Genomic DNA, 20,664 nt, shown 5'->3' on the forward strand with positions numbered 1-20,664 from the left:
CCCTGAACGCAGAACGTCAGCCAGGCGCAGGCTGGCATTTCGGGCAGAAGTAGATGTCTCGTTCCTCTTCGCCATTGGGCTTGCCCAGAAGTCCTCGCCGGATGGGCGTACCGCACTTCAGGCACGGCTGGCGTTCCCGGCCATACACCCAGTAGCCGGGCCTGCCGGCCATCCTGCCCACCGGCATGCCACGGGTGTTGAGGATGGTGACCCGGCGTCCCGGGCCCAGGTTGACCTCCAGGAGCTGCTTGGCGTCGGTCATCATGGTCCGGACGTCCGGCACCTCGGAGACAGGCGTAGCAGGATGCACCCCTGAAAGGAAGCACGCTTCGCAGCGGTAGATGTTGCCGATGCCCGCGAGGTTCCGCTGGTCCAGCAGCGCTACTCCGATGGGGACTTCAGGGCGGGAGCGGATGCGGCGTTCTGCCTCGTCCAGGTCCCAGTCCGGGCCCAGGAGGTCCGGGCCGAGGAAGCCGACGATGGCGTCCTCGTTAGCGGTTGCCACCACCTCCACGATGCCAAGCGAAAAGCCGACGGCGTCTGCCACTGCCGTCCGCAGCACGCACCTGGCGGTAAAGCCTGGTTTCCGCCACCTGCCGCCGGGCGGATAGACCTGCCACGTGCCTTCCATCTTCAGGTGCGAATGGATGGTCAGTCTTTTGTCTTCCGGGCTGACCACCCGCATCAGCAGGTGCTTGCCGCGGGGGACAACCTCCTTCAGGGTCCAGCCGGCCAGGTTCAGCGTGGCGAACCGGGGCACGCGGAAATCCGACGCAATTAAAGTCTGTCCCGCCAGGGCCTCATGCAGTTGGTGGGCGGCCCGCCAGACGGAATCGCCCTCAGGCACGGATCCTCAGTCCCTTCGGGGTGGAGTAGGCGCCTGCCGAGCTCAGGGCAGCAGCGACCGGGGTGTCCAGGAGGTCGTGACCGTTTACCTTCTCCATGAACAGCTTGTCCACCGCTCCGCGGGTCACCACCCCCACCAGCGCGGCAGCCGCTGCCGCCAGCACGGCGTCGTCCTCGGTGAAGGCCAGCAGGGTCTTTCCGCCGCGCTCCACGTAGAGGACCAGCGCGCCGTCCACCAGCACCACCAGCGCCCCCGCTTTCCGGCCCGGCCGGTGCCCCGTGCCGGCGTCCTCCTGCAGCGCGGGCCAGGGCAGGGCGGCACCGTAGGGGTTGGCGGGATCGGTGGCGGCGAGGGCCAGGGCCACGGGTTCGGCCTTGGCCAGTTGGTTGTCCTCGGAGTAGGAGCGGAGCCGGTCCACGGTGGCGGGAACCGCGAACTGGGCGGCGCCCAGGTGCTCGATGAAGTAGCCGCGGCGGCACCGGCCTGCTTCCTCGAGCCGCGCCAGCACCTTGTACATGAGTCCGAAGCCGCCCATGATCTGTTCCGCCATGACCGAACCTCTGGTCACCACGCCGTAACGGTCCAGCAGGAGTTCGGCGGTGGCGCGGGCATGGATAGTGGGATCGAGTTCAGGCTCCGGAAGCGCTGACCAGCGGCCTGCCGCGGTGGGCGGAGAGGCGGTACCCTGCGGTCCGTACCGCCCGCCGGCCAGTCCGGGGGAGCCCATGAGGCCGGTGCCATGGGAACGGCCCAGGCGGCTCAGCCGAGGCGCCCTGGCACGCGGTGCACGGGCTACCTGCCGGTGCGCGGTGTGGCCACCGGCGATCAGGGCGCGGACGGGGGCGAAGGTGTCGCCGGTGATCCTCCCTGCCCACGCCAGATCCCAGAGTGCTGCCACCACCTCTTGGTCGCTCAGGACGGCGTCCATGCCGCCGGCCACCTCCGTCAGTTGCCGGAAGAAGTATCCGCCGCCGTTGTTGCGCAGATGGTCCAGGAGCCGCCGGCCCGCGTCCCCCGGCTCGAACTCAGGTGCGGGGTTGAGCGTCAGCTCAGCTGAGTCCGCCAGGTGCAGGCTGATCCAGCCGTCGTTGCCGGGCAGGGGGCCTGCGCCGGACCAGAGCACTTCACCGGCGGCCATGAGTTCGTCCAGCATGGCGGGCTGGTAGTTGGACACGCGGGTGGCCAACACCAGGGGCTCCCACGCCGACGCCGGGACGGGCACCCCCGAGAGCTGGTCAATGGCCGTGATGATGCCGTCCAGTCCGCGCAGCGAGGGCTGGCCGCGGCCACCGCCTGGCGTCCTGACATGCTGCCACGCGGGCAGGAAGCGTCCGTAGGCAGCGGCATCCACAGGCTCCACTTCCGCCCGCAGGGCAGCCAGTGAACGACGGCGGAGCTTGCGCAGCACCTCGGCGTCGCACCATTCACTGGCAATGGAGTGCGGGACATCCGGCGCGGGCGCCTCAGCGGGCGAAGCGATCTCGTCAGTTGGCTGCGCTGGTTCATCAACCGGCGCTGATTCAGGAAGTGCAGTTTCATCCAACGCTGACTCTGCAAGTGCGGCTGCCGTCGAGGTGACATGTGGCCGGAATTCACCCTCCACCACGCGGCCGTCCGCTGCCAGCCGTTTCAGCGCGGTTCCCACCACGGCCACGCCCAGGCCCAGCCGGGCGGCTGCTTCGGCAGCAGTGAAGGGACCATGCGTGCGTGCGTACCGGGAGACAAGATCGCCCAGGGGATCGGCAACCGTTTCGATGAACGCCAACGGCACACCCATGGGCAACGGAACGCCGATGGCATCCCGCAGACGCGCTGCATCTTCTACAGCGGCGAAACGCTCAGCCCCGCCGATGTTGACCTTGATGGCGCGGTTGGAGCGCTGGAGGGCGGCGAGGTGCGCTGCCGCTTCTGCCACGGTGGCGGCCGGGGTTTCAGGGGCTGCGGTTTCGACGTGCCCGGTTTCGAACTGCCCGGCCTCGACGGCCCCGGTTTCGGCAGGTTCACCAACAGATTCAACCGCCGGGACGCCGCCCTGCAACCGCGCCGCGGTTTCTTCAGGGGCCAGCGGACCCAGCAGCCGCAGCAGGTCCGCGACGCCTTCCATCCCGCGTGCCCTGCGGTCCGGCGCCAGGCGCTGCAACTCACGCTCGGTGGCTTCGATGACCTTGGCATCCAGGAGTTCGCGCAGCTCCACGCGGCCCAGCAGCTCGTTCAGGAGGGTGGAGTCCAGGGCCAGGGCGGCGGCGCGCCGTTCCGCGAGCGGAGAATCGCCCTCGTAGAGGAACTGCGCCACGTAGCCGAAGAGCAGGGACTTGGCGAACGGTGAGGGCTGCTGCGTGGTGGTCTGCAGGATCCGCAGTTCCCGCCGTTCCACGGACGCGGCGATGTCCTTCAAAGCGGGCAAATCGTAGACGTCCTGCAGGCATTCGCGCACCGTTTCCAGGACGATGGGGAACGTGGGGTACTTCCGGGCCACGTCCAGCAGCTGGGCCGACCGCTGGCGCTGCTGCCACAGGGGCTGGCGTTTGCCTGGGGTCTGCCTGGGCAGCAGGAGCGCGCGGGCCGCACATTCCCGGAACCGCGACGCGAACAGGGCGCTGCCACCCACCTCCGCTGTGACGATCTGTTCCAGTTCCTCGGGATCAAAGAGGAACAGCTCGGCGCCGGGCGGCTCGTCTTCCATCATGGGCACCCGCAGCACGATCCCGTCGTCGGCCGCCATCGCCGAGCCGTCCAGCCCGTAGCGCTGGTGGAGCCGCTGCCCCACAGCCAGTGCCCACGGCGCGTGCACCGGCATGCCAAAGGGGCTGTGCAGGATCACGCGCCAGTCGCCGAGTTCGTCGTGGAACCGCTCCACCACCAGGGTGGTGTCGCTGGGGACCACCTCCGTGGCCTGTTTTTGCTCGGTGAGGTACTGGATGAGGTTGTTCGCCGCGAAGTCGTCCAGCCCGCTGGCCTTGCAGCGTTCGGCGGCGGGGCCAGCGTCGGAGGCCGAGAGCTCGCGGACAAAGGCGCCCAGCGCACGGCCCAGGTCCACTGGCCGCCCCAGGGAGTCACCCTTCCAGAACGGAAGCTTGCCGGGCTGCCCGAAGGCGGGGGAGACCAGGACACGGTCGTGCGTGATGTCCTCGATCTTCCAGCTGGTGGCACCCAGTGCGAAGACGTCGCCCACGCGGGACTCGTAGACCATTTCTTCGTCCAGTTCGCCCACGCGCCGGCCGCCTTTCGGAGCGCGGGCCGGTTTTCCGTCCTCCGCAGGGGAAGCCACGCCTTCCTGCTCGGTGCCGATGATGTAGACACCGAACAAGCCGCGGTCCGGGATGGTGCCGCCTGACGTGACTGCCAGGCGCTGGGCGCCGGGCCGGCCCTCGATGGTGCCGGCGTTGCGGTCCCAGATGATCCTAGGCCGCAGTTCAGCGAACTCATCGGACGGGTAGCGGCCCGCCAGAAGATCCAGCGTGGCCTCGAACGCTGAGCGGGGAAGCGAGGCAAAAGGGGCCGAGCGCCGGACGGTGCTGAACCATTCCTCCACATCGATGCTGCCCAGGGCGGTGGCGGCCACGGTCTGCTGGGCCAGGATGTCCAGTGGGTTGGCCGGGATGCTGAGCCGTTCGATCTTGCCGTTCAGCATTCGCTCCACGGTGATGGCGGTGTGGACAAGGTCTGCCCGGTGCTTGGGGAAAAGGACGCCCTGGGAGATCTCACCCACCTGGTGTCCGGCCCGGCCCACCCGCTGCAGCCCGCTGGCCACCGAAGGCGGCGACTCCACCTGCACCACCAGGTCCACTGCACCCATGTCGATCCCAAGTTCCAGGGATGATGTCGCCACCACACAGCGCAACCGGCCGGACTTCAGGTCGTCCTCGATGAGTGCGCGCTGGTCCTTGGAGACGGAACCGTGGTGGGCGCGCGCCAGGACGGGGTCCGCCCCCGCGGAGCTTCCGGCCTGGGCCATCATGTGGGCCGGCGTGGCGGTTGACGCGGGAACGCCCGACGCCGTTGCCTCCTGGGTGCCGGAGGCACCAGCGTGCCCTTCCGGAGTGGGATCGTCCCAGCCGCCGCCCACCGCAATCAGCTGGCGTTCGGCGTAGATTTCGTTGAGCCGGGCCGTCAGGCGCTCTGCCAGGCGCCGGGAGTTGGCGAAGACAATGGTGGACTGGTTTGCCAGCACCAGGTCGACGATCTTCTCCTCCACATGCGGCCAGATGGATGCCTGCGGCTGGAGCCCGGAGGCCGGCCCGGAATCAAACGCTCCCGCGGCACCCTGCAGGTCCGACATGTCCTCCACGGGTACGGAGACCGTCAGGTCCCAGTTCTTCCTGGCGGGCGGGGCCACGATTTCCACGGGGGCCGAACCGGCAAGGAACTGGGCCACGAGTTCCTTGGGTTCCACCGTGGCGGAGAGCCCGATGCGCTGTGCGGGTTTGGGCAGCAGCGCGTCAAGCCGCTCCAGCGAGACAGCGAGGTGTGCACCGCGCTTGGTGCCGGCCACGGCGTGGACCTCGTCAATGATGATGGTGTCCACCTCGGCAAGGGTCTCCCGGGCCTTGGAGGTGAGCATGAGGAACAGGGACTCGGGAGTGGTGATGAGGATGTCCGGCGGACTGCTCAAAAGTGCGCGGCGGTCCGCGGCAGGCGTATCCCCGGACCGGACCCCCACCGTGATCAGCGGCGCGGGAAGTCCCAGCCGCTTGGCTGTCTGGGTGATCCCGATCAGCGGTGACCGCAGGTTCCGTTCAACGTCCACGCCCAAAGCCTTAAGGGGCGAAATGTAGAGGACGCGGGTCTTGCGTTTGGGCGGACGGGCCCGTTTGCCTTTGGCGGGCGTCTCAGCTGCCGCCGATTCAGGGGCCTGGGACGCAGACGCCAGGAGCCGGTCGAGTGCCCAGAGGAAGGCGGCGAGCGTCTTACCGGAGCCGGTGGGAGCAACCACCAGCGCGTGCGAGCCGGAGGAAATAGCGTTCCAGGCCCCGGCCTGTGCGGGAGTTGGCTCGGAAAAGGCGCCCAGGAACCACTCCCGGGTGGGCCGGCTGAACTGGCCCATGGGTGCAGCTGCGCCGGAAGCACGGCTGCCGGCAGGACGCTGTTCCTGGTTCATGCCTCCATCATGCCCCAAGCCACTGACACTCAACTCCCGATGGATCAGGGTTGCGCCTGGGTTCCGGCCTGCTGCAGATCCTTGGTGGCGGGGCCCTCGAGGAGCTTGCCCTCGTTGGTGAAGCGGGAGCCGTGCAGCGGGCAGTCCCACGTTCGTTCGTTGTCATTCCAGTGCAGGATGCCGCCCAAGTGGGTGCAGACTGCGGACAGACGGCAGGTGCTTCCGTCCACGGTGGACACTGCTACCGGGCGGTTGCCGTCACGGTAGACCTTGCCCTGCCCTTCCGGCGGGGTGGCGGCAGCGGACGGACCAGTTGCCACAGGTGCCGGAGCCTGGTCCCTACCCCGTTTCAGGCCGTCGATTTTCCGGCCCTCCGCGGTCACCTTTCCCCAATCCGTGGCCATCCTGGCAGCCACGCCGGCGTTGAGCGTGACGGCGGAGAGCGCACCGGCAGGCGACGTGATGCGGTGGTGGATGGTGTCCGCCCAAGGCACCTGGCCACCGAGGATGTCCGCGGAGATGCCCAGTGCGGCGGCCACGGCATTGGTCATTCCCCACTTGTTGTACCCGGTGCCGAAGTAGATCTGGCCCTTGCCGCGGGGGAGTTTGCCGAAGAACGGCATGCCGTTGGTGGGCATGTAGTCCTGCGCCGACCATCTGTGGGTGGTGACGGCGCCGGGGTAATGCTGCCCGGCCCAGTCCAGCAGGCCGGTGAGGTGTGCCTTTTCGGACTCTGTGCGGCCTACCAGGTGGCCGTGGCCGCCCACCAGCAGCAGGTTCCTGCCGTCCACTTCGTAGTCGCGGAGGGAGTGGGTGGGCTGCTCAACGGAGATGTACGTTCCGGGCGGAGGTGCCTGGTCCTCCTGCAGCTGGAGTGCGGCCGCGTAGGAGCGGCTTGGCTTCAACTTGGCGAAATACAGGCCGCGGTCCAGGACGGGGATGCCGGTGGCCAGGACCACTTTGTCCGCCCTGACGCTGCCCCGGTCAGTCCGGACGGCGGATGGGGAGTCACCGGTGACGTCCCGGAGGCGAACGCCGCTGACGACCCGTCCGCCCCGGCTGCGGATGTCCGCCGCCAGTGCGTCAAGGACGTCCATCGGGTTGATCTGGGCTTGGTTCCGCATGCGCACGGCACCGTGTACCGGAAAGGGCAGGCCGGCGTCGCGGACGTAGTCCACGTCCAGCCCGGCGGTGGTAGCGGCGCTGATCTCTTCCCGCAGCTTTTCGGTGCCCTGGGCGGAGGCGGCGTAGGTGTAGGCGTCACGGCGCTGGAAGGACACGCCCTGTTCTTCGAGGTAGCGCAGCAGCCATGCCTGCCCTTCCCGGTTTCCGTCAACGTACGCCTGCACTTGTTTTTGGGAGTATTGGCGGGCGAGCCGGGACAGGAACGTTCCCTGCAGCAGGGTCACTTTTGCTGTGGTGTTGCCGGTGGTCACGGCGCCGGGGTGGCGGGCCTCAAGCACCAGCACACTCTGCCCGGAGCGGGCCAGCAGCAGCGCCGCGACCAAACCGGTGAGGCCGGCGCCGGCCACCACTGTGTCGTACCTCGTGTCGGGTTCGAACGGGTCAGATGTGAAAGGTTCCCTGCGGTCCAGCCAAATCGACGTCATGCGGGTCCAACCTGCCTCCGGTCCAAGGCCTTCACAGGCCAATTTGTGATGGGTCTGTTACTGACCCTTACTATCCGCGGCGGATTTGCTAAGTATACTTACGATGTCGGGGGTTAAGTCTACGGTCGAGCACCAATGGTCGTGCATCGCCCGGCAGCCAGTGATGCACCAACGACACAAGCAGGAGACATCATGACAACCATGAATTCCGGCGGTCGCACCGTAGGCCGGACCAACATCCAAAAAGCCACCCTTGCCGTAGGCGTGGTGTTCCTCCTGGTGGGGGTCCTCGGGTTCATCCCGGGCATCATTTCCAACTACGAGTCCCTGGGGTTCGCTGGACACGGGTCCGGCGCCCTGCTGCTGGGCATCTTCCAGGTTTCGATCCTGCACAACATCGTCCACCTGCTCTTCGGCATCGCGGGCATCGCCATGGCCCGCACTGCGGCAGCGTCGAAGAACTACCTGGTGGTCGGCGGCGCCATCTATCTGGTGCTGTGGCTCTACGGCCTGCTCATCGGCCAGGACAGCGGAGCCAATTTCGTGCCGGTCAACAGTGCTGACAACTGGCTTCACTTCGTCCTCGGAGTCGCCATGATCGGCCTGGGCGTGGCGCTGTCCCGCGGGACGGCGCGCACAGGCCGCACCAGCACGGCAGCCCGGTAACCACACTGCACTGCCGATAACTGACAGGACCGCCGTCGGGGGGAAACCTCCGACGGCGGCCCAGGACTACTGAAGGCGGCCCGGCTTGATAGCCGGGCCGCCTTCAGTCATTGACGGAATGGTTTGCGGGTCAGGCGGGCTGGAATGCTCCGATGGAGAGCAGGGCAATGTCTGCGTTGCTGCAGGCCGTTGTGGGCTGCGGGATGAACAGCGAGTCGGTGTCCTCCGGCGGGTAGATCCGGTAGCCGGCGGCATCCACGGGTGAGCAGCCCTGGTAGTTGAGGGCCTGCGTGTAGCGCAGCACTGCTGTGCCGGTCTGGCCGGGAGCCAGCAGGACGTCCACCACACCGGCGGAGTCGTCCCGCGTCGCCGGGGCGCCGATCGGTTCCCCGGCGGCGTCCGCCACCAGGGAAACGCCGGGGAAGCCCCTGAGGATGCAGGGTTCGGAGCCCTTGTTGGTGAGGTTCAGCTTCATGTAGACGCTGCCCGCGGCGCCGCCGCCGGAAGCGTCGGTGGCGGCGGTGAGGCCGGCTGCCTTGCACAGGCCGGGGGCGCCTGCGGCAGTGGTGGCGGGAGCCGGGGAGGACGGCGTTGACGTGGGCGGCGCCGAAGACTGCGTGGTGGCCGACGGTGCGGCTGACTGGCTGGCCTGCCCGCTGCCCGAGGGCGAGGGCGAGGGCGACGTCGTCGTCTGGGACTGCGGCTGGCTTGGACCGCACGCGGTGAGCAACAGTGCTGCCGCTGCAGCCGCCGTCGTCATAACCAACCCCTGGGAAATTTTCTGAGACCTCATGGCACCACCTTCGCGGTACCTGTTGCCCGCGTCAACGATGCCACCTGCAGTAGCGGCAATTTGATGCCCGGATCGTGATGATCCGGGTATCAAACACGTCCCTGGTTGCCTCAGTCGGTCTCGGGGCCGGTGCAGTAGTGGCAGTCCTCCGGGCAGTCCGTCATGCCGGCACTCCCGCCAGGTCAAAGCCGTCTGCAATGTGGAACAGGCGCCGGCCGCCCGCAGGAGCTGTCACCCACACCACATCGCCGTCGTCGGTCCTGGCGTCCACCAGACCGCTGAACACGGTGCGTCCATTGTGCCTGACTTCCACTGCATCGCCGTTCTCGACGGTGTCCCAGCGGACAGGGCTCTTTATCGGGCTCTTAACGCGGCTCGTCATTGAAGTCACGGTTTTTCCTTTGAGGGGGTCCGGCCGGCGCGGCCGTTGCCGCCCGGTGATGCCATCAAACAGCGGCGCCACTGCCGGGCTCAATGGAGGAATGGCCACCAGCGCAGGCTGGACTTTGTGCACGGCTCCAGCAGAGCCTGTGACGGGGTGAAGGGGCCAGGGTTAGACTGCCTGCGTACGTGTTGGCGATCGAAGGAGAAGTTCATGGACTACACCGGAAGCCAGTCGGAGAAGGCCGTTCCCGCGGGTGAACTGGGCCGCAGCCACATCGGGCAGACCATCAGTTTCCAGCCGAATGAGTTCACCGTCGTGTTCGGCAAGCTCGCAGGCATTGCCCGGACTGAGGCCATGGTCTACCTGTCCCTGACGGGCGTGGGAAACGGCACGCACCTGAAGGATGAATACGACCTGCCGGTGACCCATGAGGTCTTCGTTCCCGTGGACGTCATTTCCAACGCGGAGTCCACCATCAAGGACCTGTTCGGGAAGGTCCAGGAAAACCTGCGCGGAGCCGGCCACAAGGGTGGCGAAGACAGGACTGACAAGCTCTAGCCTTTCAGCAGAAATGAAGGGCGGCATCCCGGGGATGCCGCCCTTCACCGCCCTGGGCGTGGGCATTCCGCTTGCACCTTGGAAGGAAACTCATGGGCAACGAGGCTTCATGGCAGGAAGTGGTCACGCAGGGCCGCTTCGCAGGCAAGACCGTCATCGTCACCGGTGCAGGCTCGGGCATCGGGAAGGCAACCGCGCTGCGGGTGGCAAAAGAGGGCGGGCGGGTGATAGCCGCCGATATCAGCAAGGAGCGGCTGGACGAGCTCGTGGAGCAGAACGCCGGACTGGACCCGGTCCCGGTGGCGGGGGACATCTCCACGGAGGAAACGGTGGCAGCGGTGGTTCGCGCCGCGGGTGGCCGGGTGGATGCGCTGGCGAACGTTGCCGGCATCATGGACAACTTCGCGCCGATCCACGACGTGGATGACGAGACCTGGGAGCGTGTGTTCCGCATCAACGTCACCGCCCTGATGCGGCTGACCCGGGCGGTGCTGCCGCTGATGCTCGATGCCGGGACGGGTTCTGTGGTCAACGTGTCCTCCGAAGCCGGCTTGCGGGGCTCAGCAGCCGGCGCGGCCTACACTGCGTCCAAGCACGCTGTGAATGGGTTGACCAGGAATTCGGCAGTGATGTACGGGCCCAAGGGGCTCCGCTTCAATGCTGTGGCACCTGGCGCCACCATCACCAACATCGTGGCCAACTGGGGTTCGCAGCTGGCGGCCGAGCGCCTTGGCCCGCTGATGCAGGCCAACATCCCAGCACCGGCCACTGCCGCGCAGCTCGCGGCGTCGATCACGTTCCTGCTCAGCGACGACGGCACCAACGTCAACGGTGCAATCCTTGCCTCCGACGGCGGGTGGTCGGCGTTGTAGCTGACGCCGGCTAAGCTGCCTGGCGGCTTGAGGCGGGCGTACGACGGCGGGTGGCTCCCGGCGTCGTACGCCCGCCTTTCCCTATTCCGGGCGCGACGGACCTACTTAGGGCAGGTGAGGTCCGGGTTGTAGGAAGCGAACATGCCGTCCGGGTTGTCCCGCCAAATCCATGCGTGGAGTGCGTACGAGCCGGGGAACGGTCCGTCCTCGAAATCGAGTCCGGCGAGCTCAGGACGTTCCGCCGCGGTCGAGAGGAACTCGGCTGCCACCAGTTCATACCGTCCGTCCTCATCGGGCATGTACACCAGCACCTCGGGTTTCCGGGCCTGGGTCTTGTCATCGATCAGTTCCTGCTTGGCGTAGTGGAAGCCCATCGCCCCCACCCCGCTTTTGTCGATGCATTCAGTGATTTTGCGGTAGCCGTCTGCTTCGGCATTTTCCAGCCAGCGGTAGTCGTCGGTGACGTGGCGCAGGGTCCTGACGAGCCGGCGCTGATCGTCATTGCTCCGCCAGTCGTCGCTGTGGTCCGGGTTCCCGTGCCCGGATCCGCCGTGTGCCAGCGCTGTGCCGGGAGCAAGGCCCACGGCAAGCGCGGCAGCGGAGGCGACGGACAGCAGCCCCATTTTGGTGCGGTTCATTGTTGATCTTCAGCCCTTTCGAGACCGAATCTGTTTCTGTTCAAGGGCGAAGCGATGGAAATGGCCTCCACCCTTCGCCAGGAGGCCGGCAGGATCCCCGGGACTGCCGGTGAGGGTGCGGTTGGGACGATTCCCTGTCCATTGGCCTGAGTGGTGCTTCAAGTATGCGCTGGCGCCAAAAGGAGCCGGTAGGCTACGCCCGGGTAATGGGTTTCCCCTCGAACGTCCTGCGGAGACACCACCGGGGTACCCACGGATGTACGCCGCCATGCGGGGGCTACGCCGGCGCGGGGCCCGTGGACTCCCGGATAGTGAGATGGGTGGGCATGACGGCCAGTTGGCGGGAGGCGTTTCCTGACAACGGGTTGAGCTGTGCCAGCAGCATGGACACCGCCACCCTGCCCGCCTGTTCGATGGGGCTGGAGATGGTGGTCAGTGGTGGGTTGCAGAAGTCCGCGCCGAAGATATCGTCCGATCCGATAATGCTCATGTCTTGAGGGACACGGATGCCACGGGCCTGCAGGCGCTGCAACATGCCGATGGCCAGCAGGTCGTTGAAGACGATGCAGGCCGTTGCACCGGTCCTGACCGCTGCATCGGCAGCAGCAGCCCCCGAAGTGGTCTTCGGGGTGTAGGGGCCAATGCGGTGCACTTCCATTCCACGCCTGCCCGCATCCTCCTCGAAGACCTTCCACCGCATCTGGTTGGACCATGAGGTTGGTGGGCCTGCGACGTAGCAAACCTTGTGATGGCCCAGCGAGGCCAAGTGCTCCAGTGCCTGGATGATGGCGGAGGGCGTATCGATCATCACGGTCGGAGCGCTGGTGGAAGCACGGTTGAAGGTCACCAGGGGCTGCGACTGTGAGACCTCGGCCAACTGGGCGTCCGACAGGCGGGAAGCAGCAAGGATGAACCCGTCCGCGGATTTCCGCATCTTATGCAGCGCGTCCAGCTCCATCTCGCTTGACTCCTCGGTGTCCACCAGGAGCTGGGTGACGCCGGCGGCCTTGAGTTGGTGCTGCGTGCCCCGGATGATGTCGAAGTAGAACGGGTTGGTGATGTCGGGAACCAGCACTGCCACTGCATTGGTCCGGCCCGAACTGAGCCCACGCGCTTGGGAACTGGGGACGTAGTTGAGTTCCGCTGCCGCTTCCTCGATCCGCACCCGGGTGCGGGGATTCACGCGGTCCGGCCGGGCGAGGGCACGTGACACGGTGGAGGTGGCGACCCCTGCGAGCTCGGCAACGTCGCGGATGGTGGGCGGCCGGTCCCGCTGTGCGCCCACGTCAGGACTGGCTTGGCGTGACGCCTTCATTGTCGGGTCTGCCATCGCTGTGGCCTTTCCTCGCGGACCGGAATCGCCGGCCAAGTGGGGCCTCCAAGGCTACTCGCCGCTGGATGCCTGATGCACCTATCTGAGCATTTATGGCAACTTTTGGCAACCGCTTGCCGCCGGCTTGCCGTCTTCCTAGACTGGCTTTCGAGTCGCCTGCAGTGATTTCCGCCACAGGACGGATGTGGCCATGCGGGTGTCCTAGAGGAGAAAAACAATGAGGTTTAAATCGACTACTGGGCTCGCGGCGATTGTCACGGCTGCAGCACTCGCCCTGACCGGTTGCGGATCAGGCTCCGGTTCCGGAGGGGGCGGCTCCACCAACGCCGATGGGAAGGTGGACGGTACGGGCAAGACGCTCAACGTCCTGGTGGGCGTCCTGAGCCAGTACCCCGAGCAGCAGAAGCAGTGGCAGAGCGATATAGCGGCCAAGTTCAAGGCTGAGACCGGCGCGGACGTAAAGTTTGAAACCTTCGCTTCGGCCAACGATGAGCTCACCCGCATCCAGACGTCGGTGGTATCGGGCCAGGGCCCGGATATCTACGGACTTGGCACAACATTCACACCCACGGCCTACGCCACCAAGGCGTTTGTCACCCTTTCCGATGACGACTGGAAGAAAGTTGGCGGCAAGGATCGCTTCAACCAGGCCGCCCTGGGCATCTCGGGCCCGGACAAGGACCACCTGGCCGGCATCCCGTTCGTCAGCCGGCCCTTCGTCATGGCCTACAACAAGGACCTGCTGGCAGCGGCAGGCATCGACAAGCCCGCCACCAGCTGGGATGAGCTGGCAGCCCAGGCCAAGAAGATGACCAACGGCGACACCTACGGCATCGCCACCGGCTACAAGGACAACTACGATCCCTGGAAGTTCATCTGGGCCATGTCCGTGCAGGCCGGCAACCCGCTGGTGGACGGCAACAAGCTGAGAATGGATGACCCCACGGTCAAGAAGGCCTACCAGACCTACTTCGGCTGGTTGACCCAGGACAAGGTTGTTGACCCGGCGTCCGTGGGCTGGAGCAACAGCAACGCTGTGGCGGCCTTCGCCAGCGGCAAGGCCGGCTACCTGATGATGACCACGTCCAGCTCCATCCCCACCCTCGACAAGTCCGCAGTTGCGGGCAAGTACGAATACACCCTGATGCCCACCATCGCACCGGGTGAGACCCAGTCCAAGTCCGACGGCGATGCCGCCAGCATCCTGTCCGGCGACAACCTGGTGGTGGCTGACTACTCCAAGCAGAAGGACCTGGCCTTCGCGTACATCAAGCTGATCACGTCCAAGGAAGAGCAGCTGAACTACCAGAAGACCTTCGGTGACCTGCCCGCGAACGCCGAGGCGCTTGCCAACCTGACGGATCCCAAACTGAAGCCGCTGGCCGATGCCGCTGCCAAATCCAAGGCAACGCCGTTCACCGGTGCCTGGGGCGACATCCAGCTGGGACTGCTCAACGTCACCGTCCAGTCCGTTCCTGACCTGGCCGCCGGCAAGGTGGACGAGGCCGCCCTCGAACAAAGGATCAAGGACGCCCAGAACAAGGGCCAGGCATCCCTGGACCGGGCCTCCAAAGGATAAGTTCTGATGTCAACCGACGCCTCACATGAAGTCCGGCCCGCGGCAGATACCGCCGCGGGCCGGGCGCCCCAAAACGTCCCCGATTCCGGGCAGCAGCACGGCCACGAGGGCGGACTGCGCCGCAAAGGCCTGAGCGAACGAAACCGCCCCCTCTGGATGCTTATCCCCGGCGGCACCCTGATGATCATCATCATCGTGGTACCGCTCCTGCTGGGCATCTACATGTCGGTCCTCAACCTGGACCAGTACACCCTGCGGAAATGGATCAGCGCGCCGATCATCGGAGTGGAAAACTTCGTTGAAGCGATTACAGCTTCGCCGCTGCTGCACGCCGTCTGGCTCAGTGTCAGCTACTCGCTGCTGGCCATGGTGGTGACGCTGCCGCTGGGCATTGCCGCCGCGGTTGCCACGCAGAACGCGTTCAAGGGCCGGGCAGTGATCCGCTCGATCTTCCTCATCCCGTACGTCCTCCCATCCTTCGTGGTGGCCACCGTCTGGCGGACCATGCTCCAGCCCGGCGGAATCGTGGACGAGGCCCTGGCCACCGTGGGCATTCACGTCGGGCTGTGGCTCAACGGGCCGCAGACCTTTTGGACACTGGTCCTGGTCCAGATATGGGCCTCCTGGCCGTTCATCTACCTGTTGGCGCTGTCTGGCCTCCAGTCCGTGGACCACGAAGTACATGAAGCTTCGGCCCTGGACGGGGCACTGTGGTGGAACAAGCTGCGGTACGTGATCTTCCCCTACCTGAAAGGCCCGCTGTCGCTGGCCTTCCTGATCGGGATGCTGCACCACATCAACAACTTCACCCTTCCGTTCGTGCTGTTCGGTGTTCCGGCCCCGGCCGACGTCGAAGTCCTGCCCATCCTGACCTACGTCACCAGCTTCCAGAGCTTCCGCTTTGGCCTGAGCGCCGCCATGGCCTTCATCTCCCTGGTGCTCATCGCCATTCCGCTGTTCGTCTACCTCCGTGCTGTCAAGCTTGACGACGCCGAAACACCTGGAGCAAAGAAATGAGCACCACGACAGCCACCCGGCGGAGTGCCCCAGCCTCTGACATCGACCGTCCGGGCTCGCACCGGCAGCATGAGGTGCTGCGGCTGCTCCCGACCCCGCTGCTGATTTTCGTCCTGGTGTTCCTGGGCGCCCTGGTCCTGATCCCGGTGCTGTACATCTTCCTGGCCTCGGTGAACTCGGACATCGGCGTGGCCAACGGCGAGTTCTGGCCATCGACAGTCACGTTCGAGAACTACTCAAAGATCTGGACCAGCGTGGGCCTGGCCACCGGCCTTACCAATAGTGTGTTGGTGGCGGGCGCAACCGCTGTGGTTTCCGCCGCGATGTCCATCTCCACCGCTTTCGTACTGGTCCGCTACACCTTCCGCGGCCGGCTGACCATCCTCCGTGGCCTGCTGGCCCTGCAGTCCGTGCCCGGCACCCTGATGGTGCTGCCGGTCTTCGTCCTGTTTTCCTCGGCCGCCACCTATCTGGGGATCCAGGTCATCGGAACCCAGTGGGGCCTCTTCGTCACCTACCTGACGTTCGCCATGCCGTTCTCCACCTGGGTGATGGTCACCTATCTCCGCGGGCTTCCCAAGGAGCTCGAAGAGGCCGCAAGGATCGACGGCGCGTCCAACGTTGGAGTCCTTTTCCGCATCATCCTGCCGCTCAGCTGGCCCGGCATCGTTGTCTCCGGCATCTTCGCGTTCCTGCTCGGCTGGAACGACGTGCTGTTCGCCTCGGTGATGACGCGCCCCGAAAGCCAGACGGCCGCCGTCGCACTTCAAATCTTTGGTGCTTCCCAGGAAGGCGGCGCCATTCCCTTCTACGGCCAGATGATGGCGGCAGCCCTGGTGTGCGCCGCACCGGTGGTCATTCTCTACCTGATTTTCCAGCGTTACCTAGTAGGCGGGCTGACCGCCGGAGGAGTTAAATAACCATGGTTTCGACCACCCAGGTCACCTGGCAGCTGTCAGGCTTCGGCGACGAGATCGACGACGACCCCGCAGTCCAGATCGCAGTGCTGCAGGCCCTCGGCGCCAACCACATCGAGGTCCGCAGCGCGTGGGGCACCAACATCGTGGACCTCAGCGACGATCAGCTCCAGGCCCTCGCGTCCCTGCTGTCGGAGAAGGGCATGAAGGTTTCGGCCATCGCTTCCCCGATTGGCAAGGTGGACGTCAGCCTCCCGGTGGAGCACGAAGTGGAGCGGCTGCGCCGGGCCGTGAATGCGGCCAAGGTCCTGGACGCCAGGTACATCCGCATCTTCTCCTTCTACTACGGCGAGTCCGTGCAGGTGGAAAGCATCCGCGACGCTGTCATGGAGCGCATGCGGGCCCTCGCCGATGTGGCGGAGGAAGCGGGTGTGATCCTCCTGCACGAGAACGAGAAGGACATCTTCGGGGATGTTCCGGACCGGGTCCTGGACATCATCGAGACCGTCAACTCGCCCGCCCTGAAGGTTGCCTGGGACGCGGCAAACTTCGTCCAGGTGGGGGTCAAGCCCTTCGACGAGGCATACACGAAACTGCGCCCGTACCTGGAATACCTGCAGGTCAAGGATGCACTGTTCGAGAACGGCCACGTCACGCCGGCTGGCGAGGGAGACGGTGACCTGCTCAGGACCGTGGAAGCACTCAAAGCCGACGGGTACCAGGGCTTCGCCTCCCTTGAGCCGCACCTTGCGGGCGCCCATGGGCTGGGCGGGTTCTCCGGCCCCACCGCCTTCGGCATCGCAGCCCGCGCCTTCGCAAAAGTCACCGCAGAAGCAGGAGTCCAGACCGCATGAGCACCTTGAACGTAGCCATTACTGGATGCGGCGTCATCGGCCGCACCCACGCCGTAGCCCTCCAGTCCTTCCCGGAGGCCCGGATCGTCGCCCTCGTCGACGCCATTCCGGCGGCAGCCGAAGCGCTTGCCGATTTCATCGAGAAGCAGGGCGGGGAACGGCCCGCGCTGTACACCTCGCAGGCGGAGGCCTTTGCTGCGCAGGACATTGACCTTGTCGCATTGGCAACGCCCAGCGGCCTTCACATCCAGCAGGGCCTGGAGGTCCTGGCCGCCGGCAAGCACGTGGTGATCGAAAAGCCCCTCGACGTGGACCTCACCCGGGCCCAGGAAATCGAGGCCGCCGCAAAGGAAGCCGCGGAAAAGGGAGTCGTTGCCTCGGTCATCAGCCAGCACCGGTTCGACCAGTCAAGCGTGGCTGTGGCGGACGCTATCGCCAAGGGACGTTTCGGCCGGCTCACCTCAGCCATCGCATCGGTGGCATGGTGGCGCAGCCAGGGCTACTACGACTCCGGCGACTGGCGCGGCACGTGGGCCATGGACGGCGGCGGTGCGTTGATGAACCAGGGCGTGCACACCGTTGACCTGCTCCTCTGGTTCATGGGGCGCCCCGTGGAGATCCACGCGCACACCGCCCTGCTGGCCCATGAACGGATCGAAGTGGAGGACACCGCCGTAGCCACCGTCACCTTCGAAAACGGCGGACTGGCAGTCCTGCACGCCACCACGGCCGCCTACCCCGGGCTGACTGTCCGCGTCCAGCTCATGGGATCAGAAGGATCTGCCGTGGTGGACAACGACCGGCTGCAGTACTTCCACAGCAAGGACGCCGGCGGCGAGTCCGCGGACATGGGCCTCCAGGGCGGCGGCAACCAGGCCGAACAGGAACTGGCCAAGTACCCGGTGGAGGACTACAAAGCCGCGGACCCCACCACGTACCCCGCCGGGCACGTCCGCCAGTACCGGGACATTCTTGCCGCCATCGCCGGCGGCCGGCAGCCGGGCGTCACCGTCAGTGACGCGGTCAACGCGCTCGCGGCCGTGCGCTCCGTCTACGTTTCGGCCACCCTCGGCCAGCCCGTCCTCTTCGACGACGTCCTTGCAGGCAAGTACAACGACATTGAAGTCCGCACCGGCAGTGCGGCAGAAAGCGCCTGACACCATGAAGTTTTCAGTATTTACGGCATCAACCCCCGAATGGGCTCCCGAAGAGGCAGTGAAGCACCTCGCCGACCAGGGCTGGGACGGCGTCGAATGGCGCATCACCGACCAGGCAGAAGCAGATGCGCCAGGCTTCTGGGCCGGCAACAGGGCCACCATCCCGCTCACCGGCATGGAGGACCACCTGGACCGGCTCGCCACCCTCACCAGCGGGGCCGGCCTGGAGTTCTCCGGCATCGGAGGGTACGCCCGGTGTGACAACCACGCTGACGTGGACCGGATGCTGGCAGCCACGGCCAAGCTGGGCGCGGAAAAGGTTCGTGTCACCACGCTTCCGCTCGGGACGGCAGCCTGGGGCAACGAACCGGCCAGCGGCACGCCCTACCCGGAGCTCTTCGCGGCAGCCCGGCGTGACTTTGAATGGATCGCCGAGCGGGCAGCACACCATGGAGTGAAGGCGCTGGTGGAACTCCACCACCGGACCATCACCGCTTCGGCATCCTCCGCCCTGCGGCTGCTGGACGGACTGGATCCGCAGCACGTGGGCGTCATCCATGACCTGGGCAACCTGCTTATCGAAGGCCAGGAGGACTACCTCCCCGCCTTCGAACTCCTGGGCGACTACCTGGCGCACGTCCACGTCAAGAACGCGCTGTGGGTCAACAGCGGAGAAATCGACGAGTCCGGCGCGGCTGTCTACCGCAACGAGTGGGCTCCGCTCCGGTCAGGGCAGGGCAGTGTCCTCCAGTACTTCAAGGCGCTCGCGGCCTTTGGCTATGACGGGTGGGTGACTGTGGAGGACTTCTCCACCGAACTCCCGCTGGCCGAACGGACCGCGGACAACCTCGATTACCTGCGTTCCACGGCGGCCCTGGCAGGGCTCTCCGTCGCGGCAGGAAGGCGTTGACCATGGCACAGCCAATAGCGGACCACCCGGACCGGCTGCTGCCGGCCGATCCCGGGGTCCGGGACATCGCGCGGTCGCTCTTCAAGAAAGTGGAAGGGCTGCCCATCATCTCCCCGCATGGGCATGTGGATGCGGCAGTCATCGAGCAGAACACGCCCTTTCCCGATCCCGCCGCGCTCCTGGTCACCCCGGACCATTACGTCACCAGGCTGATCCACGCCGGCGGGGTGCCTATGGACCAGTTGGGGCTCGGCAATCAGCCTGCTGATTCACGGGAGGTCTGGCGCCACTTCTGCGAGGCGTGGCCCAACTTTGAAGGAACGGCGTCCGGCTACTGGATCCGGCAGGAGTTTGCCCACGTCTTTGGCCTGGCGGAGGAGCCGTCCAAGGACAACGCCGACCGGCTTTACGATGCACTCCAGGCCAAACTCTCCGAGCCGGGTTTCCGGCCGCGGGAGCTGTTCAAGGAATTCAACATCGAGGTGCTCGCCACCACCGATGACCCCCTTGACTCGCTTGACAGCCATGCCGCGCTGCAGGCGGACCCTTCGTTCGCCGCCCGCGTGCTGCCCACGTTCCGGCCGGACCAGTACCTGAACATGGCGCACCCGGCCTGGCAGGACAACGTGGAGCGCCTCATCGGAGCTGCCGGGGACGGCGCCTCGGGCTACGCCGGCTACATCAAGGCCCTCGAGGCTCGCCGGCGCCACTTCGTGGAGCGCGGCGCGGTGTCCGCGGACCACGGCGTCTTCACGCCCGCCACGCTGAAACTGGACGACGGCGAAGCGGAGCGGCTTTTCGAGTGCGGCCGGACGGGCCAGGCGAGTGCTGCGGACCGGGACGCCTTCGAGGCGCACATGATCTACCAGATGGCGCGGATGTCGGTGGAGGACGGTCTGGTCATGACCATCCACCCGGGTTCGTTCCGCAACCACCACACGCCCACGTTCGAGGCCTTCGGCGCGGACACCGGCCACGACATACCGGTTGCCGTGAACTACACCGAGGCCGTGCGCCCGCTGCTGCAGGATTTCGGGACGGCGAAGGACTTCCACTTGGTCCTGTTCACCCTCGATGAGACGGTTTTTTCACGCGAACTGGCTCCGTTGGCCGGGTTCTACCCTTCGGTTTACCTTGGCGCTCCGTGGTGGTTCCTGGACGCACCGGACGCCATGCTCCGCTTCCGTTCGGCGGTCACGGAGACGGCAGGGTTCTCCCGGTCCTCGGGCTTCATCGACGACACCAGGGCGTTCTGCTCCATCCCCGCCCGCCATGACACGGCCCGGCGGATCGAGGCATCGTTCCTGGCCCGGCTGGTGGCCGAACATCGAATCACCGAGGAACGGGCACACGAACTCGTCGTGGACATCATCGACGCTTCACCACGGCGGGTGTTCAAGCTGTGAACGCCGCCCCGCCTGCACCGGGCT

17 protein-coding genes are annotated in these 20,664 nt (G+C 66.2%); 10 read left to right on the forward strand and 7 right to left on the reverse strand.

The genetic code is table 11. The features are described 5' to 3' along the window. Positions 1–16: 16 nt before the first annotated feature. Genes LFT49_RS03765 through LFT49_RS03775 form a run of 3 tightly spaced genes read right to left on the reverse strand, consistent with a single transcriptional unit; the run spans position 17 to position 7,555 of the window. Complete coding sequence (locus tag LFT49_RS03765; protein ID WP_237429795.1) at positions 17–847, reverse strand: Fpg/Nei family DNA glycosylase; 831 nt, start codon at positions 845–847, stop codon at positions 17–19. Then, a complete protein-coding gene (locus LFT49_RS03770; protein WP_237429796.1) occupies positions 840–5,945 on the reverse strand; it encodes a DNA glycosylase AlkZ-like family protein in 5,106 nt (1,701 codons plus the stop codon). Before LFT49_RS03770 ends, LFT49_RS03765 begins: the two co-directional genes overlap by 8 nt. 44 nt (positions 5,946–5,989) lie before the next feature. Next, positions 5,990–7,555 carry an FAD-dependent oxidoreductase gene (locus LFT49_RS03775; protein ID WP_237429797.1) on the reverse strand — a complete coding sequence of 522 codons (1,566 nt, stop codon included), beginning with the start codon at positions 7,553–7,555 and terminating at the stop codon, positions 5,990–5,992. A 192-nt stretch (positions 7,556–7,747) separates the two neighbouring features. On the opposite strand from LFT49_RS03775, the gene LFT49_RS03780 reads away from it, so the two are divergent. Then, positions 7,748–8,221, forward strand: a complete 474-nt coding sequence (locus LFT49_RS03780; protein WP_373462147.1) for a DUF4383 domain-containing protein — start codon at positions 7,748–7,750, stop codon at positions 8,219–8,221. 130 nt (positions 8,222–8,351) lie between these two features. On the opposite strand, the gene LFT49_RS03785 is transcribed toward LFT49_RS03780, so the two are convergent. Together LFT49_RS03785 and LFT49_RS03790 are read right to left on the reverse strand one after the other, a co-directional pair. Beyond that, a complete protein-coding gene (locus tag LFT49_RS03785; protein WP_237429798.1) occupies positions 8,352–9,014 on the reverse strand; it encodes a DUF4232 domain-containing protein in 663 nt (220 codons plus the stop codon). A 160-nt stretch (positions 9,015–9,174) separates the two neighbouring features. Beyond that, positions 9,175–9,396, reverse strand: a complete 222-nt coding sequence (locus LFT49_RS03790) for a hypothetical protein (RefSeq protein WP_236802777.1) — start codon at positions 9,394–9,396, stop codon at positions 9,175–9,177. A 213-nt stretch (positions 9,397–9,609) separates the two neighbouring features. On the opposite strand from LFT49_RS03790, the gene LFT49_RS03795 reads away from it, so the two are divergent. Both LFT49_RS03795 and LFT49_RS03800 read left to right on the forward strand, forming a co-directional pair. Next, a complete protein-coding gene (locus tag LFT49_RS03795; RefSeq protein ID WP_236821207.1) occupies positions 9,610–9,957 on the forward strand; it encodes a hypothetical protein in 348 nt (115 codons plus the stop codon). Positions 9,958–10,049: 92 nt separating this feature from the next. Further along, positions 10,050–10,829, forward strand: coding sequence for an SDR family NAD(P)-dependent oxidoreductase (locus LFT49_RS03800; protein ID WP_237429799.1), 780 nt, complete (start codon positions 10,050–10,052; stop codon positions 10,827–10,829). A 101-nt stretch (positions 10,830–10,930) separates the two neighbouring features. Here LFT49_RS03800 and LFT49_RS03805 read toward each other — a convergent pair whose 3' ends face one another. After that, on the reverse strand, positions 10,931–11,467 hold the full coding sequence (locus LFT49_RS03805) for a hypothetical protein (RefSeq protein ID WP_236801011.1): 537 nt from the start codon (positions 11,465–11,467) through the stop codon (positions 10,931–10,933). A gap of 277 nt (positions 11,468–11,744) precedes the next feature. Then, positions 11,745–12,797, reverse strand: a complete 1,053-nt coding sequence (locus LFT49_RS03810; protein WP_373462148.1) for a LacI family DNA-binding transcriptional regulator — start codon at positions 12,795–12,797, stop codon at positions 11,745–11,747. A 220-nt stretch (positions 12,798–13,017) separates the two neighbouring features. Between LFT49_RS03810 and LFT49_RS03815 the strand changes: the two genes are divergently transcribed. From LFT49_RS03815 to uxaC, 7 genes are read left to right on the forward strand one after another with little or no spacing between them, the layout of a single operon-like run. Further along, positions 13,018–14,379, forward strand: coding sequence for an ABC transporter substrate-binding protein (locus tag LFT49_RS03815; protein ID WP_237429800.1), 1,362 nt, complete (start codon positions 13,018–13,020; stop codon positions 14,377–14,379). A 6-nt stretch (positions 14,380–14,385) separates the two neighbouring features. Further along, positions 14,386–15,396: a carbohydrate ABC transporter permease gene (locus LFT49_RS03820; RefSeq protein WP_236801015.1), complete on the forward strand. Its 1,011-nt coding sequence runs from the start codon at positions 14,386–14,388 to the stop codon at positions 15,394–15,396. Further along, entirely contained in the window at positions 15,393–16,316 is a 924-nt protein-coding gene (locus LFT49_RS03825) for a carbohydrate ABC transporter permease (RefSeq protein ID WP_236801016.1), read from the forward strand. The genes LFT49_RS03820 and LFT49_RS03825 overlap by 4 nt, the downstream gene beginning before the upstream one ends. A gap of 2 nt (positions 16,317–16,318) precedes the next feature. Continuing rightward, positions 16,319–17,167, forward strand: coding sequence for a sugar phosphate isomerase/epimerase family protein (locus LFT49_RS03830; protein ID WP_237429801.1), 849 nt, complete (start codon positions 16,319–16,321; stop codon positions 17,165–17,167). After that, a complete protein-coding gene (locus tag LFT49_RS03835; protein WP_237429802.1) occupies positions 17,164–18,324 on the forward strand; it encodes a Gfo/Idh/MocA family protein in 1,161 nt (386 codons plus the stop codon). The genes LFT49_RS03830 and LFT49_RS03835 overlap by 4 nt, the downstream gene beginning before the upstream one ends. A gap of 4 nt (positions 18,325–18,328) precedes the next feature. Next, complete coding sequence (locus LFT49_RS03840; protein ID WP_236821209.1) at positions 18,329–19,234, forward strand: sugar phosphate isomerase/epimerase family protein; 906 nt, start codon at positions 18,329–18,331, stop codon at positions 19,232–19,234. A 2-nt stretch (positions 19,235–19,236) separates the two neighbouring features. Beyond that, a complete protein-coding gene (uxaC, locus tag LFT49_RS03845; protein ID WP_237429803.1) occupies positions 19,237–20,640 on the forward strand; it encodes a glucuronate isomerase in 1,404 nt (467 codons plus the stop codon). Positions 20,641–20,664: the final 24 nt, after the last annotated feature.

Origin of the sequence: Arthrobacter sp. FW306-06-A, from assembly GCF_021870055.1 — a bacterium.
Classification (GTDB): Bacteria; Actinomycetota; Actinomycetes; order Actinomycetales; family Micrococcaceae; genus Arthrobacter.

Coding starts and splice junctions, on each gene's coding strand:
- LFT49_RS03770 (WP_237429796.1), bottom strand. CDS start 5,945: ATGAACCAGGAACAGCGTCCTGCCGGCAGCCGTGCTTCCGGCGCAGCT.
- LFT49_RS03775 (WP_237429797.1), bottom strand. CDS start 7,555: ATGACGTCGATTTGGCTGGACCGCAGGGAACCTTTCACATCTGACCCG.
- LFT49_RS03780 (WP_373462147.1), top strand. CDS start 7,748: ATGACAACCATGAATTCCGGCGGTCGCACCGTAGGCCGGACCAACATC.
- LFT49_RS03785 (WP_237429798.1), bottom strand. CDS start 9,014: ATGAGGTCTCAGAAAATTTCCCAGGGGTTGGTTATGACGACGGCGGCT.
- LFT49_RS03790 (WP_236802777.1), bottom strand. CDS start 9,396: ATGACGAGCCGCGTTAAGAGCCCGATAAAGAGCCCTGTCCGCTGGGAC.
- LFT49_RS03795 (WP_236821207.1), top strand. CDS start 9,610: ATGGACTACACCGGAAGCCAGTCGGAGAAGGCCGTTCCCGCGGGTGAA.
- LFT49_RS03800 (WP_237429799.1), top strand. CDS start 10,050: ATGGGCAACGAGGCTTCATGGCAGGAAGTGGTCACGCAGGGCCGCTTC.
- LFT49_RS03805 (WP_236801011.1), bottom strand. CDS start 11,467: ATGAACCGCACCAAAATGGGGCTGCTGTCCGTCGCCTCCGCTGCCGCG.
- LFT49_RS03810 (WP_373462148.1), bottom strand. CDS start 12,797: ATGGCAGACCCGACAATGAAGGCGTCACGCCAAGCCAGTCCTGACGTG.
- LFT49_RS03815 (WP_237429800.1), top strand. CDS start 13,018: ATGAGGTTTAAATCGACTACTGGGCTCGCGGCGATTGTCACGGCTGCA.
- LFT49_RS03820 (WP_236801015.1), top strand. CDS start 14,386: ATGTCAACCGACGCCTCACATGAAGTCCGGCCCGCGGCAGATACCGCC.
- LFT49_RS03825 (WP_236801016.1), top strand. CDS start 15,393: ATGAGCACCACGACAGCCACCCGGCGGAGTGCCCCAGCCTCTGACATC.
- LFT49_RS03830 (WP_237429801.1), top strand. CDS start 16,319: ATGGTTTCGACCACCCAGGTCACCTGGCAGCTGTCAGGCTTCGGCGAC.
- LFT49_RS03835 (WP_237429802.1), top strand. CDS start 17,164: ATGAGCACCTTGAACGTAGCCATTACTGGATGCGGCGTCATCGGCCGC.
- LFT49_RS03840 (WP_236821209.1), top strand. CDS start 18,329: ATGAAGTTTTCAGTATTTACGGCATCAACCCCCGAATGGGCTCCCGAA.
- uxaC (WP_237429803.1), top strand. CDS start 19,237: ATGGCACAGCCAATAGCGGACCACCCGGACCGGCTGCTGCCGGCCGAT.